The organism is Streptomyces humidus (assembly GCF_014649655.1).
Classification (GTDB): Bacteria; Actinomycetota; Actinomycetes; order Streptomycetales; family Streptomycetaceae; genus Streptomyces; species Streptomyces humidus.
The window spans coordinates 48,006-63,812 of record NZ_BMTL01000021.1; the positions used below are offsets into that span (position 1 = coordinate 48,006).

The following is a 15,807-nucleotide window of genomic DNA, read 5'->3' on the forward strand; positions in this document are numbered from 1 at the left end:
GGCGGGGTTACTCCCCGGGGAGTACGGAGGTACGGGGATACGGGGGCACAGGGATCACACCCGGGGGTGCGGCCGGTGCCCGGCGCGCGGGAGGGGCGGGAGGGGTCAGGACGGCGTTCCCGCGGCGGCCAGGAGGCGGGTCACGTCGTCCGCGCAGATCGTCAGGGCCGCGCCCACCGTCGCGAGGGCCTCCCGCTCGGCCGGGGTGTACGGGCCGTCGGCGAGGGCGATGCGGGCGCCCTGCAGCAGGATCGACTCACGGCCGGCCGGGGCGAGGTGGGCGGCGAGCGGATCGAGGGCCTCGTGCAGCTCTATGGCGAGGCCGGGGCCGTAGGACTCGCCGTAGTTGCGGCCGGTGTCGGAGGCGAGGGCGTCGACGAGGGCGGCGAGCTGTTCCTCGGTGCAGTCGGTGAAGCCGGCCGCGCGCACCGCGCCCGCCGCGGTCTCCAGGGACGTGCGGGAGCAGGCGCCGCCGGCGGACAGGACGGCGAGGGCGACGGTGTGGACGGCGTCGCGCAGCATCGCCGAGAAGCGCACGGTGGTGGGGTGGTCGAGGACGTCGGTGCCGAAGTGACGGCGGCAGGCGGCGCACTCGACGACCGGGCCGGTCTCGCCCCGCGGCAGGAGCGGCACCCCGAGGAAGGTGAAGCGGCGCTGTCCGGTCAGCCGCAGGTAGTTGCGGTCCCCGCCGCAGCACGGGCAGAAGAACTCGCCGTCGCCGACGGGCGTCCACGCGGTGCGGGTGCCCAGGATGTGGGCACGCCTGGTGACACGGCCGTCTCGTCCCCGTTCTGGCAGCACGTCGCACCTCCGTAACCCCGTGGCAACATCGCCACGTCTGCGTGATGTTAGCCACAGGGGAGAGGTGTAGTCAGCACCTAGGACGAGACCTTTCCGTGACCTCCACGGCGCAGTGGCCGAAAACAGCGGGGCCCCGCTCGTCGCACTGGACGAGCGGGGCCCCTGAACCGCCGGTCAGGGTGGTCAGCGCGTCGCGCGGTTGACGGCCGAGACGACCGCCTTCAGCGACGCACGCGTCGTGTTCGCGTCGATGCCGATGCCCCACAGGACCTTGTCGCCGATCGCGCACTCGATGTAGGAGGCGGCCTGCGCCGAGGCGCCCTCGCTCATCGTGTGCTCCTGGTAGTCCAGCAGCCGTACGTCGACGCCGACGGACTGCAGGGCGTCGAAGAAGGCCGAGATCGGACCGTTGCCGGTGCCGGTCAGGACGGTGTCCTCGCCGTCGACGGTGGCTTCGACCTTGAGGGTGTCCACGCCGTCGGTGTCGGTGGTCGACTGGCCGTTCCTGACCTGGATACGGCCCCAGGGGTTCTCGGGGTTCGGCAGGTACTCGTCCTGGAAGACCGACCAGATGGCGCCGCCGGTGACCTCGCCGCCCTCGGCGTCCGTCTTGGCCTGGATGATCTTCGAGAACTCGATCTGCATCCGGCGCGGCAGGTCCAGCTTGTGGTCGTTCTTCAGGACGTAGGCGATGCCGCCCTTGCCGGACTGCGAGTTGACGCGGATGACGGCCTCGTAGGAGCGGCCGACGTCCTTCGGGTCGATCGGCAGGTACGGGACGGCCCACTCGATGTCGTCGACGGTGACGCCCTTGGCGGCCGCGTCGGCCTCCATGGCGTCGAAGCCCTTCTTGATGGCGTCCTGGTGGGAGCCGGAGAAGGACGTGTAGACCAGGTCGCCCACGTACGGGTGGCGCGGGTGGACCTCCATCTGGTTGCAGTACTCCCACGTGCGACGGATCTCGTCGATGTCGGAGAAGTCGATCTGCGGGTCGACGCCCTGGGAGAACAGGTTCATGCCCAGGGTGACCAGGTCGACGTTGCCGGTGCGCTCGCCCTGCCCGAACAGGCAGCCCTCGACGCGGTCGGCGCCGGCCATCAGCGCCAGCTCGGCGGCGGCGACGGCGGTGCCGCGGTCGTTGTGCGGGTGGACCGAGACGCAGACGTACTCGCGGCGCGAGAGGTTGCGGCTCATCCACTCGAAGCGGTCGGCGTGGGTGGAGGGCGTGGAGCGCTCGACGGTCGCCGGCAGGTTCAGGATGATCTCGCGGCCCGGACCGGGCTGGTAGACGTCCATCACCGCCTCGCAGACCTCCAGGGCGAAGTCCAGCTCGGTGTCGGTGAAGATCTCGGGGCTGTACTGGTAGCCGAACTCCGTTTCCGGGCCCAGCAGTTTCTCGGCGTACTCCATCACCAGGCGGGTGCCGTCGACGGCGATCTGCTTGATGTCGTCCCGGGAGCCGCGGAAGACCACGCGGCGGAAGACGGGGGCCGTGGCGTTGTACAGGTGGACGGTCGCCCGCCTGGCGCCCTTCAGGGACTCCACGGTCCGCTCGATCAGGTCCTCACGGGCCTGGGTCAGTACGGAGATGGTGACGTCGTCAGGGATCGCGCCCTCTTCCTCGATGATCGAGCGCACGAAGTCGAAGTCGGTCTGGCCGGAGGCGGGGAAGCCGACCTCGATCTCCTTGTAGCCCATCTTGACCAGCTGGTCGAACATCCGGCGCTTGCGCTCGGGCGACATGGGGTCGATCAGGGCCTGGTTGCCGTCGCGCAGGTCGGTGGAGAGCCAGCGGGGGGCGGCGGTGATCCGGTTGTTCGGCCAGGTGCGGTCGGGGATGTCGACCTGGTCGTACTGCCCGTACTTGTGGATCGGCATCTGGCTGGGCTGCTGGCGGTTCGCCATGGGGCGTGGGCTCCTCGGGGTGACCGGAGAATGTCCGGACGGAAGGACGGCCGACGCGCAACACCAAGCACCGCGGGGAGGGGGTCGGCCTCGATTACAGGCCCTCGCCGCGGCAGCTAAGGAGAAGCAGCCCGAAACGCATAGTGCTCCGCAGCCTAGCCGAGCCGGTCTGGTCGCGCGGGTCCGTATCAGTATGCGGGACCACGGGGAGCGATCACAGAGAAAACCGATAAAACGGAGAAAAAAGGGGTGAAACGTGCACTGTCTCACTCCGGCCATACCACTCCGCGCCAGAGATCTGCCGTGTTTGTCACCGTTTTTCACCGATCATGGTTGCCTGTAGTGACAGGGAGATAACGCAGTGCAAGGGTGCCGGACATGACGACTCACGGGGGCTCCGAGCCCGTCTTCTGCACCGTCGTACCGCCGCACGTCCTCGACCGGCTGGCGCGCAACGACGACCCCGCACTCTCCGGTCCCGCCCGGCGCACACTGCTGCGCGACAGCGAGCTGCGAGCCCGCCGCCGGGTGACCACCGAGTTCCGCCTGGCCGCCGCACCGGCGGCGAAAGCGCCGTCCGACCAGCCGCTGCGGACGATCTACGACTGCGCGCACGGCACCGATCTGCCCGGCGCCAAGGTCCGCTCCGAGGGCCAGGACCCCGGCCGGGACGCGACCGTCAACCGCGCCTACTCCGGTCTCGGCGCCACCTTCGACCTCTACCTCAAGGCCTACCAGCGCCACTCCATCGACGGCGACGGCCTGCCCCTGGACGCCAGCGTCCACTACGACGAGGGCTACAACAACGCCTTCTGGAACGGCGAGCAGATGGTGTTCGGCGACGGCGACGGCGAGATCTTCGTCGACTTCACCAACTCCGTCGACGTGATCGGGCACGAGCTCACCCACGGCGTCACGCAGTACACGGCCAACCTGACCTACTACGGCCAGCCGGGCGCGCTCAACGAGTCGATGTCCGACGTGTTCGGCTCGCTCATCAAGCAGTACTCGCTCGGCCAGACCGCCGCCGAGGCCGACTGGCTGATCGGCGCGGGCCTGCTCGCCCCGGGCGTCACCGGCGCCGCCCTGCGCTCGATGAAGGCCCCGGGCACCGCGTACGACGACGACGTCCTCGGCAAGGACCCGCAGCCCTCGACGATGGACGACTACGTCCGCACCGGCCGCGACAACGGCGGCGTCCACATCAACTCCGGCATCCCCAACCACGCGTTCTACCTGTTCGCCACCGCCCTCGGCGGCCACGCCTGGGAGAAGGCGGGGCAGATCTGGTACGACGTGCTGACCGGGGGCGAGCTCCAGGAGAAGGCCTTCTTCACCGACTTCGCGGGGCTCACCGTGAAGGCCGCGCGCGAACGCTTCGGCGACGGCGGCGACGAGTCGCAGGCCGTGAAGAAGGCCTGGGAGCAGGTCGGGGTGCGGATCCTGTAGTTCCGTACTACACAGAGACCCATGCGTATTCAGGTGAGGCGCACGGGCGGGTTCGCGGGCATCGAGCGGCGGGCCGAGGTGGACACGGCGGGACGGCCCGACGCCGACGAGTGGCACGCCCTGGCCGAGCGGGCGGTGGCCGGCGGCCGGGGCGCGCGCCCGTCGGGGGTTCCGGACGGGTTCAGCTACGAGATCACGGTGGACGGGGAGCGGGTCTACGCGGCCGATCCCCGGCTCACCGCGGAGCAGCGGACGCTGATCTCTCGGGTGCTGAAGGAAGGGGCGTGAGCGGTCTCTGACATCCCGTCCGAACTGCCGTTTCACGCCGGGGCGTTGACTTCCTTACCCAGCGGTAAGGATGATCCCGCCCATGGCGAACGATCCGCGTGCCGCGGCCCACCCGATCCCCCCGTTCCCGGCGGACTTCCTCTGGGGCGTGTCCACCTCCGCCCACCAGATCGAAGGCGCGGCGGACGAGCGCGAGCCGTCCGTCTGGGACGCGTTCACCGCCGAGCCGGGAAGGGTCAAGGACGGCTCGACGGCCGCCGTGGCCTGTGACCACTACCACCGTCACGCGGAGGACGTGGCGCTCCTGTCGGGGCTCGGCGTGGACGCGTACCGCTTCTCGGTCTCCTGGCCGAGGGTGAACTCCCCCGGCGGCCTGGACTTCTACGACCGTCTCGTGGACGAGCTGCTGAGCGCGGGCGTGCGTCCCGTCCCCACCCTCTTCCACTGGGACCTCCCGGCGGACCTGGACTGGCTGAAGCGGGACACGGCGTCCCGTTTCGCGGAGTACGCCTCGGCGGTCGTGGGCCGGCTGGGCGACCGCGTCAAGAAGTGGATCACCCTGAACGAGCCCGCCGAGCACACCCTGCTCGGCCACGCGCTCGGCACCCACGCCCCGGGCAAGCAGCTGCTCTTCGACGCGCTGCCGGTCGCCCACCACCAGCTCCTGGCCCACGGGCTGGCCGTCCAGGCCCTGCGCGCGGCCGGCGCGGGCGACATCGGCATCGCCAACTCCCACGGCCCGACCTGGCCGGCGTCCCAGGAGCCGGCCGACCTGGAGGCGGCGGCGTTCTACGACGTCCTGCTGAACCGTCTGTTCGCCGAACCCCTGCTGCTGGGCGAGTACCCGCAGGGCCTCGGCGAGCTGATGCCGGGCGACGTGAGCGCCGACCTGAAGGTGATCTCCGAGCCCCTCGACTGGTACGGGATCAACTACTACGCCCCCACCAGGGTGGGTGCGCCGCAGGGTACGGAGATCGAGTTCGGCGGGATCACCATGCCGGCGGAACTCCCCTTCTCCGTACGGGAGATCGAGGGCGTGCCGGTGACGGACTTCGGCTGGCCGGTCGTCCCCGAGGGCCTGACCGAGCTGCTGACGACCTTCAGGGACCGCTACGGCGACCGTCTTCCGCCGGTCGTCATCACCGAGAACGGCTGCTCCTACGAGGGCCTCGACGACCAGGCCCGCATCGCCTACCTGGACGGCCATCTGCGCGCCCTGCACCGGGCGCTGGAGGCGGGCGTCGACGTGCGCGGCTACTTCGTGTGGTCCTTGCTGGACAACTTCGAGTGGGCGGAGGGGTACGCGCGCCGCTTCGGCCTGGTTCACGTCGACTTCGCGACGCAGACCCGCACCCCGAAGGCGTCGTACGCCTGGCTGCGGAACGAGCTGCGGGCGCAGAGAGCCCGGGCGCGGGGATGACGACGGCGGACAGCGTCCCGGCGGCCGCGCTGGCCGAGCCCGTCGAACGGGTCGGCGGGGGCTGGACGTCGGCCCTGTCGCTGGCCAACGGTGCGATCTGGGTGGGCTGGTACGGCCCGCTGCAGATCCTGCTGGCCTCCCAGGCCGGGGACTTCGCGCCCGGCTCGGGCATGTCGAAGGAGACGATGCTGGCCTGGGTGACGGGCGTCGGCGCGGTGGTCTCGCTGGCCGCCAACCCGCTCTTCGGCGCCCTGTCGGACCGTACGACGTCGCGCCGGGGCCGGCGCACGCCGTGGATCGTGGCCGGGGCGGCGGGCGGCGCGCTGTCGCTGCTGCTGCTCGCCGGCGCGGGCGGCCTCTGGACGATGGCGCTGGGCTGGTGCCTGGTCCAGCTGACCCTGAACGCGGCCTTCGCGGCGGTGACGGCGGCCGTCCCCGACCAGGTGCCCCGGCTCCAACGGGGCTCGGTGGGCGGCTGGCTGGGGGCCGCGCAGATCCTGGGCGTGGTCGGCGGCACCGGGCTCGCGACGGTCGCCGGAGGCGTCGGGGCCGGGTACGCGGCGTGCGCGGTGTTCACGCTCGTCGGCGTCCTGCCGTACGTGGTGCGGTACGAGGACCTGCGGCTGGCGGAGGCGGACCGGCCGGCCTGGTCCTGGCGGGGCTTCGCGGCCGGCTTCTGGCTGAGCCCGCGCCGCTACCCCGACCTGGGCTGGGCCTGGCTGACCCGCTTCCTGATGAACCTGAGCAACGCGCTGGTGCTGCTGTACCTCCTGTACTACCTGCGTGACCGCCTGCACCACGCCGACCCCGAGCAGGGCGTGCTGATCCTGACGGCGGTGAACGGGCTGACGCTGCTGGCCACGGTCGTCGTCGGCGGCGTCTGGTCGGACCGGGCGGGGCGCCGCAAGCCGTTCGTGATCTGGTCCGGCGTGCTGATGGCGGTGGCGACGGCGGGACTGGCGACCTGGCAGACCTGGCCGGGCGCGATCGTCGCGGCGGCGCTCCTGGGCGTCGGCTTCGGCGTGTTCACCTCGGTCGACTTCGCGCTGATGACGGACGTGCTGCCGACGGCCGGGGACCGCGGCAAGGACCTCGGCGTCATCAACGTGGCCAACTCCCTCCCCCAGGTCGCGGCCCCCGCCCTCGCCGCGCCGATCGTGACGTACCTGGGCGGCTACCGGATGCTGTACCTGGTGGCCGCCGTGATCGGACTGGCGGGGGCGGTGCTGGTGGGGCGGATCAAAGGGGTGGATTAGCCGGCCCGTCAAGGCGTGCGCAGCTCCTTCTCCCCGGGTCCGCCCGTGGCGGCCGGGGGCCGTCGGGCAGAGCCCGTCCGGCAGACGGCTGTCGCCGCCACGGCCCCGGCGGTCCGTGCCGGACGAACACGGTCACGGCGTCGGCGTGCCGGGCCCGCTTCGCCGAGCCGCTCTGACCTGCGGGTGCGTCGTCCAGCCGACGGATCCGCCGGCTGCGGGGAGGCCCGTCCCACAGCGGGGTCCGATGGAATGGCCCGTTCCAGCCGGTGCGCCGCACGGCTCGAGCCCCTACCCTCGCTGCACAGGATCTTCACAGAAGATGCACGACTGCATGATCTGCGCGCGGAGGGTTGCCACAACCGGTCCGCGCCCTGACGCACGCCCTGGGAGGGGACGACATGAGGAAGTTACGCCCGAGCGGACGCCTGAGAGCACTCTCCGGCCTGCTGGCCGCCGGTGCCCTGATCGCCGGCCTGACCGGCACGACGGCACACGCCACGGAGTCCACCCTGCGCACCGCCCCGGCGGAGATCGGCATCCAGTTCAACCCCGACGGCGACGCCGGTCAGTGCGGTGGAACGACCGGTCAGCAGTGGAGTTCCAACCCGGACTTCACCCGGCCGATCCGCATCGACACCGACAACCGCTCGGGCGGCTGCCAGCTGGCCTTCGGCATCTACGACCCGGACGACACCCTCGCGGGCCTGTCCCTCAGCTACCGCTTCCAGGCCAGCCCCGGCGGCGACGCCGGCCAGTGCGGAAACCCGGGCACCTACCAGATGCCGATCCAGAGGTTCCGCACCTTCGGTCCCAGCGTCCGGATCGACACCGACAACCGGGCCGGCTGGTGCAACCTCGCCTTCACCGTCTCGGGCCGCTCCGACGTCGTCCTCGACGTCCAGTTCTACGCCGACGGCGACGGCGGCCAGTGCGTCAACGCCCTCCCGGCGGGCCAGTACCAGTCGGCGTTCGCCGGCGCCCCGGTGACGGTCGGCATCGACGCCGACGGCCGCTCCGGTGGCTGCCAGCTCCTGCTCCGGCTGCGCCGCGTCTAGGACGTGCGGTGAACGTGCTGGTCACAGCCGCTCGTTGACGGCTGCGACCAGCACGGTCGCTTCGTGGCGGACGGCGAGCTCGTCGTGACGAGCGCCGGCCGGCGCGGCTAGAACCCGAGCTTGCGCAACTGCTTCGGGTCGCGCTGCCAGTCCTTGGCGACCTTCACGTGCAGGTCCAGGAAGACCGGGGTGCCGAGCAGGGCCTCGATCTGTTTGCGGGACTTGATGCCGACGTCCTTCAGGCGCTTGCCCTTGGGGCCGATGATGATGCCCTTCTGGCTGGGCCGCTCGATGTAGATGTTGGCGTGGATGTCCAGCAGCGGCTTGTCGGCGGGCCGGTCCTCACGCGGCAGCATCTCCTCGACGACGACGGCGATGGAGTGCGGCAGCTCGTCGCGGACGCCCTCCAGCGCCGCCTCGCGGATCAGCTCGGCGACCATCACCTGCTCGGGCTCGTCCGTCAGGTCGCCCTCGGGGTACAGCGGCGGGCTGTCCGGCATCATCGGGATGAGCAGATCGGCGAGCAGCTCGACCTGCTCGCCGGCGACCGCCGAGACCGGCACGATCTGCGCCCACTCGATGCCCAGCTCCTTGCCGAGCTGGTCGATGGCGATGAGCTGTTCGGCGAGCGTCTGGGAGTCCACGAGGTCCGTCTTGGTGACGACCGCGATCTTCGGCGTGCGCTTGATCCCGGCCAGCTCCTTGGCGATGAACCGGTCGCCCGGACCGAGCTTCTCGTTGGCCGGCAGACAGAAGCCGATGACGTCGACCTCGGCCCAGGTGGCGCGCACCACGTCGTTCAGCCGCTCGCCGAGCAGCGTGCGCGGCTTGTGCAGCCCCGGCGTGTCCACCAGGATCAGCTGGGCGTCGGGGCGGTGCACGATGCCCCGGACCGTGTGCCGGGTGGTCTGCGGACGGTTCGAGGTGATCGCCACCTTCTTTCCGACCAGAGCGTTCGTGAGGGTGGACTTGCCCGCGTTGGGGCGGCCCACGAAGCAGGCGAAGCCGGCACGGTGGGCGGACTCGGCCGACTGCTCGGATGACAGGTTGCGAACGCTCATGGCCCCATTCTCCCTGATTCACGAAGCCCCGCCGTACACACGAGCGGCAGGGCCCTCTCCGGTGAGATCCCGGAAACCTCCACGCAATGAAACGTCACGGAAACACATCCGTGCGCAACCGGAAACGCGGGGCGGTGAACCTCTGACGAGCCCCCGCATCGTTGGAGATCCCGTGACTCTGGCCGCCGCCCACGCGAACACCGGCGACACCGCCTGGCTGCTCGCCGCCACCGCCCTCGTCCTGCTGATGACCCCGGGTCTGGCCCTCTTCTACGGCGGCATGGTCCGCACGAAGAGCGTCCTCAACATGCTCATGATGAGCTTCGTGTCGATCGCGCTGGTCACCGTCGTGTGGCTGGCGGGCGGCTACTCCCTCGCCTTCGGCGACGACGTCGCGGGCGGACTGATCGGCGGGCTGGACCACGCCGGTATGGCGGGCCTGGGCCCCGACAGCGTCCACGGCACCGTTCCGACCCTGCTGTTCGCCACCTTCCAGCTCACCTTCGCGATCATCACGGCCGCCCTGATCAGCGGCGCGATCGCGGACCGGGCGAAATTCGGGGCGTGGCTGGTCTTCGTGCCGGTCTGGGCGCTCCTCGTATACGTCCCCGTCGCCCACTGGGTCTGGGGCCCCGGCGGCTGGATCCTGGACCGGCTCGGCGCGCTGGACTTCGCCGGCGGCCTCCCGGTCGAGATCACCTCCGGCGCCTCCGGTCTGGCGCTGTGCCTGGTCCTCGGCCCGCGTCTGGGCTTCAAGAAGGACGCGATGCGTCCGCACAACCTGCCCATGGTGATGCTGGGCGCGGGCCTGCTCTGGTTCGGCTGGTTCGGCTTCAACGCGGGCTCCGCCCTCGGTGCGAACGGGCTGGCGGCCGCCGCCTTCCTCAACACCCTCGCCGCCGGCTGCACCGGTCTGCTGGGCTGGCTCTTCGTCGAGCAGAAGCGCGACGGCCACCCGACGACGCTGGGCGCGGCCTCGGGAGCGGTGGCGGGCCTGGTGGCGATCACCCCGTCCTGCGGCTCCGTCTCGCTGCTCGGCGCGCTGGCCGTGGGCCTGGCCGCCGGCGTCGTCTGCTCGTACGCCGTGGGCTGGAAGTTCAAGCTGAACTACGACGACTCCCTCGACGTGGTCGGCGTGCACCTGGTCGGCGGGGTCATCGGCACCCTTCTGATCGGCGTCTTCGCGGTGAACACCATGACCGGCGGCCCGCAGGGCCTGCTGTCCGGCGGCGGGCTCGCGCAGCTCGGCAGGCAGCTGGCCGCGGTGGCCGTCGTGGCGGTGTACGCCTTCGGTGTGACGTTCTGCATCGGCAAGCTGCTCGACAAGGTGATCGGACTGCGGGCGGACGAGGACCACGAGCACACCGGCCTGGACCTTACGGTGCACGCCGAGACGGCATACGATCACGGCGTCCTGGGCCATGGCGCCCCGGTCTCCGCGCACTCCGTCCTCTCCCACCAGAAGGTCAAGCCCCAGGCATGAAGCTCATCACCGCGATCGTCAAGCCCTACCGCCTCGACGAGGTCAAGACGGCCCTTCAGGAGCTCGGCGTGCACGGTCTGACCGTGACCGAGGCCAGCGGCTACGGCCGGCAGCGCGGGCACACCGAGGTGTACCGGGGCGCCGAGTACCAGGTCGACCTCGTGCCCAAGGTCCGTATCGAGGTCGTCGTCGAGGACGCCGAATCCGAGACCGTGATCGACGCGATCGTGCGCGCCGCGCACACCGGCAAGATCGGCGACGGCAAGGTGTGGGCGGTGCCGGTCGAGACGGTCGTGCGGGTACGGACGGGCGAGCGGGGACCGGACGCGCTCTAGCGCCGCGACAGCCCGCAACGCTCGTCACCCGGAGGTCCGGTGCGGCCGGCGCGTGTACCGGCCGCCCCGCGGCTCAGTGGTCGTCGGTGATGGTGGTCGCGATGCCGTTGCTGATCTTGACCTCGGCGGAGAAGCCCTTCTTGGCGGCCGCCTCCAACTGGGCCTCGGTGCACTCGACGCCGCCCTCGCCGCCCGGCCCGGTGTTCACGGCGTCGCAGATGTCGTCGTAGCCCATGATCTTGGTGTCGTCGGCTACGAGGAACTGCTGCTCGGTGCCCTTCATGTCGGACACGGTGTACTTGCCCGGCGCCAGGTAGGAGACGTTCCCGAACCAGGTTCCGTTGACGCCCTTGCCCTTGTCGATGCCCTCGACGACGGTCTCACGGGAGCCGGAACCACTGTCGGAGTTGGAGTCGGAGTCCTGCTGTGCGGCGCGGCGCTCGGTCACCAGGGTCGCGACGCCGTCCTTCATCTCCACGTCGGCCTTCACGGAACCCTTCTTGAGGGCCGACTCCAACTGGTCGAGTGTGCACGGCGCGTCCACCTTGGAGCCTGCATCGCCGCATATCGCGCCGGCCCCGTAGACCTCGGTGTCCTCGGCGACCCAGAACTGCTGGTCGTCCCTGCCCGGCACGGACACGATGTACTTGCCCGGAGCGAGGTAACTGACCTCACCGTTCTTGAACGACCCGCTGACACCCTTGGAGTTCTTGGAGTCCGACGCCTTCTTCGTGGCGTCCACCGGGCTCGCCTTGGCCGCCGGACTCTCGCCGGACGAACTGTCGTCGGCGCCGTTCTGACATGCGGTCATCAGCAGCGCGGCGCTGATCGCGGCGGCGGTGAGGCCGGCCTTGCGCAGGTGACGGTTCTTCACGGGGGGTTCCTTCCGGGGCGGGTCAGCAGGGAGCCAGCGGCGTTCTCACCGCCTCCCGCTCTGTGATCACTATGATCTCGTCCAAAGCCCTCAGGTCACGCCCGTCTTCCCTTCGGAACACCGGCGTAGCCAAGCCGTGACACAGCAACGCGTCGGCGGTGAAGGGCAGTTGGTCGACGCGCCACCTTCCTCGGTCCGATGCGTGCCGGGCCGAGTTCGCGGTCCTGCCGCAGCCTGCGGACACGCGCCTCGGTGGCGGCTCGGTCCGGTGCGGTGTCCTGCGGGGGCGGCTGGAACGGTCGTTGAGTCCGCTCTCGCCCTCGGACCGCCGGCGCCTGATCCACCTGGGCTGTGGGACGGGAGATGCCCCTCTCGGCGGCGACATGGGCGACGGGACGGCCGGAGCGGACACACGCTCGACGAGCAGCCGCCTGCCGTGAACGGTCAGCCGGGCATCACGGTGGGACACGAAGGCCTCCGTGCGGTGAAGATTCGACACCTCCACCACACACGGGGGCCTTCGTCACGATCAAGTCCGACCTGCGTCAACAGCGCTCGTGATCAATACACCTAGCCTCCGGCGGTTCGGCTGAGTTTCGGCCGCGGGTCCGTGGGGGCCGGTCGCGCAGTTCCCCGCGTCCCTTCGGGGCGCCCTCGCCGGCGTCTGATCAGGAGCCACACTCCTGCTGCGATCACCGCCGCCACCGTCCCCACCGCCGGCCACGGCACAGCCAGGAAGGACACCGTCGCCGACTCCGACGTCCTGATGGCGCTCGCCGTCAGGGTGACGTCCGCCCGGTCGAGCTGGGGGGCGTCGGCCCAGCGCTCGGTGAGGCGGACGCGCTGGCCCGGCAGCAGCTGGGAGGGGATCTTCTTCAGGTCGCGGGTGAGGAGGGTGCGGCCGAACAGGCCGCTCGCCGTCAGCCGCACCTTCGGTTCCAGGGTGACGTTGCCCGTGTTGTGCAGCGTGTAGGAGATCGTCGCCGTGCTGTCGCCGAGGCCGGGGACCAGGGGCTGGTGGTGGCCGATGTGCACGTTCTCGACGGCGAGGGCCGGCAGGGTGGGCCCGCCGACCTGGAGGTAGACGCGGGCGCCGACCGCCCGCTGCACGCCGAGCGCCAGGGAGCCGCCGCCGTCGTCGACCCGTTCGTCGAGGGCGACGATCGCTCCCGGATGGTCGCCGGGTTCGGCGCCCTCGGGCACCTCGAGGGTGAACGGCACGGTGACGGTCCCGCGGCCGGGGACGGTGACCCGGTCGCGCGGTAGCTTCGCCCACGCGCCCACGCCCCGCATCCGCTCGCCCAGCGACCTCACGGCGAACCCGCCGTCACGCGCGGTGTTGTAGGCGTCGGCGGCGTACAGCCGGAACGTCAGGGGCCGGTCCGTCTTGTTGGCGACGACGACCTTGTCCTCGATCGTTCGCCCGGGGTCGGCGGAGAGGTAGAAGTACGGCCGCGCGGCGACGGCCGAGGAGACGGGGTAGACGGACCAGCTGCCGTTGTCGGCGGCCCGGGCGGGCGCGGCGGACAGCGGACCGAGCAGGAACGACAGGAAAGGCAGGAAGGCGAGGAGGAGGACGTACGGCTTGCGCATGGGTGCGGACCCCCCACGGACGGGCTGCGACGGCTGGGTGGACGGGCGGGTGCGGACCCCTGTGGGGCGGGCGCCCGGCCACCGGTGGACGTGATGCGTACGCTCAGGTGAGCGTGAGGGTCAGGACGCCGGCGTAGCTGCCTGCAGGCGTGAACGCCGGTACGTCGAGGGACAGTTGCGCGTCGGCGGTGAACTCGCCGCCGGTGGCCGTGCCGTCGGGCGTGGACGCCAGGGTCGCCCCCGAGGCGCCGACGGTGCCCGCCGAACCGGCCTGACAGGTGCTCGGGCTGCCGGGCTTGGTCGTGCACGCGGGCGTCCAGCTCAGCCTGCCGGCGTCGATCTTGGCGCCGGGACCGCTGAAGTCGGTGACCTTGCCGGTCAGGGACCAGCCCGCGGGCCCGCCGCGGAAGTCCTTGACGGTGACGGTCTGCAGGGCGCCGGTCGAGGCCCCGCCCTGGCCGAACTGGACCGCGGACAGCTGGACGGCGTCCCCGGCCTGGGACATCGACAGCGTGCCCGCCCGGACGGTGGTGGTCACCCTCTGGCTGCCCGCCGGCACGGGATGGTCGTCGATCACGACGTACGCGACCGGCCCGGCGCCGAGGTCCGGGCTCCAGGCGCCGCCCTCGTACGCCACCACACCGGTCGTGGTGAGGTCGTTGACGACGAGCGAGCCGGAGATCCTGCCCTGGGCGTCCGCGGTCACGGTCGCCGTGTCCGCGGTCTGGGCGGACGCGGAGCGCCCTGCGAGCGTCACCGGCGCGCCCGCGGTGAAGCCGCTGCCGCTGACGGCGACGGCCGCGCCCGGACTGCCGGAGGCCGAACCCAGTGAGATGGCACGGGTGTTGGCGGGCGGGTTGTCGGCCGCCGTGACCGTCTCCGACACCGGGGCCGGCGGGTCGGTCACCGTGCAGGGCGTGTCCAGCTCCAGGATGTAGCTGGTGTGGATGTTGTAGTCGCCGGGCGAGAGGGTGATCGCGCCGGGCGCGGTGACCGTGAAGGTGCCGGTCATGGAGAACGACGGGAAGACGCCCTTGCCGGGCACCGGGTCGTTCTTCTTCGGTCCGGTGACGGTGACGCTGCCGGTCTGCGCGCCGCCGAGGGCGACCTTGCCCGTCGGCGTCATGATGTCGGCCGGCAGGGCCAGGTCGGTGGGGTTGTTGGCGGCGGGCGTGACCACCGTGTAGGTGACGGTGACGGTGTCGCCGACCTTGGGGCTGGTGTTGTCCGCGGTGACCTTCGCGGTGGTGGTGCCGTCGATCGGCGGGAGGCCCGCGATCGCCGGCGGGATGCAGTGCGTGGGGAAGCTGACGTCGGTCGCGGCTCCGGCCGGGCACGCCAGCGCGCCGCCCGTGGTGAGCGCGAGCACGGTGACCCCGAGCAGCGATGCCCAGCGCCGTCTTCGGGAACCTCGGGAACTTCGGGACCTCAGGGGTGAAGCCATGGTTGCCCCCTCCTCCGGGGAGTGCGGGCGCAGCGGCTCTTCTGCGCCGACAGGGGGCATTGAGATGCCGATCGCACGAGAAGTCAATGGAGACGGCCGATTGAACTGATGGACCGTCAGCTTCCTTTTGATACGAGGAAGCTGACGGCCCTTCGGTGATGTTCCCGGGAGCTGTCGGTCAGAACACGAACGGTCCTGGCAACTGGGGCCCGGAGGCCGTACAGGTGACGGTGATCCCGAAGACGACCATCTTCAGGGAGCCCTTGTAGAAGTCGAGGCTGTCGCCTGCGGCCACGGTGCCGTTGAGCGGCCCGACCACGATCGGGGCGCCGGTGGGCATGGCGGGGTTCACGGTGCCGCTGAAGACTCTGGCGGCGCCGGTCGAGTTCGCCATGGTGAGCGTCGAGGTGATGCTGTTCGCGCCGATCGGGATCGGCGCGGTGATCGCGGTGGACGAGAGAGTGAGGGTGGCCGCGGTGCCGCTCTGGGTGGCCGTGAGGGTGGCGGCGCCACCGCCGAACAGACCGCAGTTCGCGGTCGTGGTCGCCGTCGTCGGCGTGACGGCGGCGGCAGAGGGCGCGAACGCCAGCCCGGTGACCGCGAGGGCCCCGGCCAGCAGTGCCGCACCTGAACCGATTCGTTTGCCTCTCATGATGTTTCCGGCTCCTTCCCGGATGTGGGGAGACGGACGGCCGAAAACGGGACGGGTGGGTGCGGACACCGGTGCCGGTGGGGGGTGGATCTGACGGTCCGTCGGAACTTACGGTCTCATTGATGCGGGACGGACCGGCGCACGGCAAGGCCGAATTCCGGCCTACTTACGGCACTCGCCCGGAGGAGAGC

15 protein-coding genes are annotated in these 15,807 nt (G+C 71.0%); 7 read left to right on the forward strand and 8 right to left on the reverse strand.

The features are described 5' to 3' along the window. Positions 1-105: 105 nt before the first annotated feature. Together IE239_RS23985 and leuA are read right to left on the reverse strand one after the other, a co-directional pair. Positions 106-801: a tellurite resistance TerB family protein gene (locus tag IE239_RS23985; RefSeq protein ID WP_190151443.1), complete on the reverse strand. Its 696-nt coding sequence runs from the start codon at positions 799-801 to the stop codon at positions 106-108. Between the two features lie 183 nt (positions 802-984). Next, complete coding sequence (gene leuA, locus IE239_RS23990; RefSeq protein ID WP_190151444.1) at positions 985-2,706, reverse strand: 2-isopropylmalate synthase; 1,722 nt, start codon at positions 2,704-2,706, stop codon at positions 985-987. Between the two features lie 378 nt (positions 2,707-3,084). Here leuA and IE239_RS23995 point away from each other — a divergent pair, with 378 nt between their 5' ends. From IE239_RS23995 to IE239_RS24015, 5 genes are all read left to right on the forward strand, one after another. Continuing rightward, complete coding sequence (locus IE239_RS23995; protein WP_190151445.1) at positions 3,085-4,155, forward strand: M4 family metallopeptidase; 1,071 nt, start codon at positions 3,085-3,087, stop codon at positions 4,153-4,155. Between the two features lie 21 nt (positions 4,156-4,176). After that, the gene (locus IE239_RS24000) at positions 4,177-4,443 is read left to right on the forward strand and encodes a protealysin inhibitor emfourin (protein ID WP_190151446.1); all 267 of its coding nucleotides are present in this window, start codon (positions 4,177-4,179) and stop codon (positions 4,441-4,443) included. Positions 4,444-4,525: 82 nt separating this feature from the next. Continuing rightward, entirely contained in the window at positions 4,526-5,863 is a 1,338-nt protein-coding gene (locus IE239_RS24005; RefSeq protein WP_190151447.1) for a GH1 family beta-glucosidase, read from the forward strand. After that, entirely contained in the window at positions 5,860-7,119 is a 1,260-nt protein-coding gene (locus tag IE239_RS24010; RefSeq protein WP_190151448.1) for an MFS transporter, read from the forward strand. The genes IE239_RS24005 and IE239_RS24010 overlap by 4 nt, the downstream gene beginning before the upstream one ends. A gap of 398 nt (positions 7,120-7,517) precedes the next feature. Then, positions 7,518-8,174, forward strand: coding sequence for a hypothetical protein (locus IE239_RS24015; protein WP_190151449.1), 657 nt, complete (start codon positions 7,518-7,520; stop codon positions 8,172-8,174). Between the two features lie 107 nt (positions 8,175-8,281). Here the strand turns inward: IE239_RS24015 and era are convergent, their stop codons facing one another. Further along, on the reverse strand, positions 8,282-9,235 hold the full coding sequence (gene era, locus IE239_RS24020) for a GTPase Era (protein WP_190151450.1): 954 nt from the start codon (positions 9,233-9,235) through the stop codon (positions 8,282-8,284). A gap of 172 nt (positions 9,236-9,407) precedes the next feature. On the opposite strand from era, the gene IE239_RS24025 reads away from it, so the two are divergent. Together IE239_RS24025 and IE239_RS24030 are read left to right on the forward strand one after the other, a co-directional pair. Beyond that, positions 9,408-10,718: an ammonium transporter gene (locus IE239_RS24025; RefSeq protein ID WP_190151451.1), complete on the forward strand. Its 1,311-nt coding sequence runs from the start codon at positions 9,408-9,410 to the stop codon at positions 10,716-10,718. Continuing rightward, positions 10,715-11,053 (forward strand): P-II family nitrogen regulator, encoded by a 339-nt coding sequence (locus IE239_RS24030; RefSeq protein ID WP_190151452.1) that lies wholly within the window; start codon positions 10,715-10,717, stop codon positions 11,051-11,053. Before IE239_RS24025 ends, IE239_RS24030 begins: the two co-directional genes overlap by 4 nt. 73 nt (positions 11,054-11,126) lie before the next feature. On the opposite strand, the gene IE239_RS24035 is transcribed toward IE239_RS24030, so the two are convergent. The 5 genes from IE239_RS24035 to IE239_RS24055 all read right to left on the reverse strand — a co-directional run bounded on the left by IE239_RS24035 (position 11,127) and on the right by IE239_RS24055 (position 15,616). After that, positions 11,127-11,927, reverse strand: coding sequence for a hypothetical protein (locus IE239_RS24035; RefSeq protein WP_190151453.1), 801 nt, complete (start codon positions 11,925-11,927; stop codon positions 11,127-11,129). Between the two features lie 22 nt (positions 11,928-11,949). Continuing rightward, the gene (locus tag IE239_RS43305) at positions 11,950-12,435 is read right to left on the reverse strand and encodes a leucine zipper domain-containing protein (RefSeq protein ID WP_350817818.1); all 486 of its coding nucleotides are present in this window, start codon (positions 12,433-12,435) and stop codon (positions 11,950-11,952) included. Positions 12,436-12,497: 62 nt separating this feature from the next. Next, complete coding sequence (locus IE239_RS24045; RefSeq protein ID WP_190151455.1) at positions 12,498-13,520, reverse strand: WxL protein peptidoglycan domain-containing protein; 1,023 nt, start codon at positions 13,518-13,520, stop codon at positions 12,498-12,500. A gap of 103 nt (positions 13,521-13,623) precedes the next feature. Further along, positions 13,624-14,964 (reverse strand): beta-xylosidase, encoded by a 1,341-nt coding sequence (locus tag IE239_RS24050; RefSeq protein ID WP_190151456.1) that lies wholly within the window; start codon positions 14,962-14,964, stop codon positions 13,624-13,626. Positions 14,965-15,142: 178 nt separating this feature from the next. Then, positions 15,143-15,616 (reverse strand): hypothetical protein, encoded by a 474-nt coding sequence (locus tag IE239_RS24055; protein WP_190151457.1) that lies wholly within the window; start codon positions 15,614-15,616, stop codon positions 15,143-15,145. Between the last annotated feature and the right edge of the window lie 191 nt (positions 15,617-15,807).

What these genes read in the sequence shown, in the direction of transcription:
- leuA (WP_190151444.1), bottom strand. Translation starts at nt 2,706, where the DNA reads ATGGCGAACCGCCAGCAGCCCAGCCAGATGCCGATCCACAAGTACGGG.
- IE239_RS23995 (WP_190151445.1), top strand. Translation starts at nt 3,085, where the DNA reads ATGACGACTCACGGGGGCTCCGAGCCCGTCTTCTGCACCGTCGTACCG.
- IE239_RS24000 (WP_190151446.1), top strand. Translation starts at nt 4,177, where the DNA reads ATGCGTATTCAGGTGAGGCGCACGGGCGGGTTCGCGGGCATCGAGCGG.
- IE239_RS24005 (WP_190151447.1), top strand. Translation starts at nt 4,526, where the DNA reads ATGGCGAACGATCCGCGTGCCGCGGCCCACCCGATCCCCCCGTTCCCG.
- IE239_RS24010 (WP_190151448.1), top strand. Translation starts at nt 5,860, where the DNA reads ATGACGACGGCGGACAGCGTCCCGGCGGCCGCGCTGGCCGAGCCCGTC.
- IE239_RS24015 (WP_190151449.1), top strand. Translation starts at nt 7,518, where the DNA reads ATGAGGAAGTTACGCCCGAGCGGACGCCTGAGAGCACTCTCCGGCCTG.
- era (WP_190151450.1), bottom strand. Translation starts at nt 9,235, where the DNA reads ATGAGCGTTCGCAACCTGTCATCCGAGCAGTCGGCCGAGTCCGCCCAC.
- IE239_RS24030 (WP_190151452.1), top strand. Translation starts at nt 10,715, where the DNA reads ATGAAGCTCATCACCGCGATCGTCAAGCCCTACCGCCTCGACGAGGTC.
- IE239_RS24045 (WP_190151455.1), bottom strand. Translation starts at nt 13,520, where the DNA reads ATGCGCAAGCCGTACGTCCTCCTCCTCGCCTTCCTGCCTTTCCTGTCG.
- IE239_RS24050 (WP_190151456.1), bottom strand. Translation starts at nt 14,964, where the DNA reads ATGGCTTCACCCCTGAGGTCCCGAAGTTCCCGAGGTTCCCGAAGACGG.
- IE239_RS24055 (WP_190151457.1), bottom strand. Translation starts at nt 15,616, where the DNA reads ATGAGAGGCAAACGAATCGGTTCAGGTGCGGCACTGCTGGCCGGGGCC.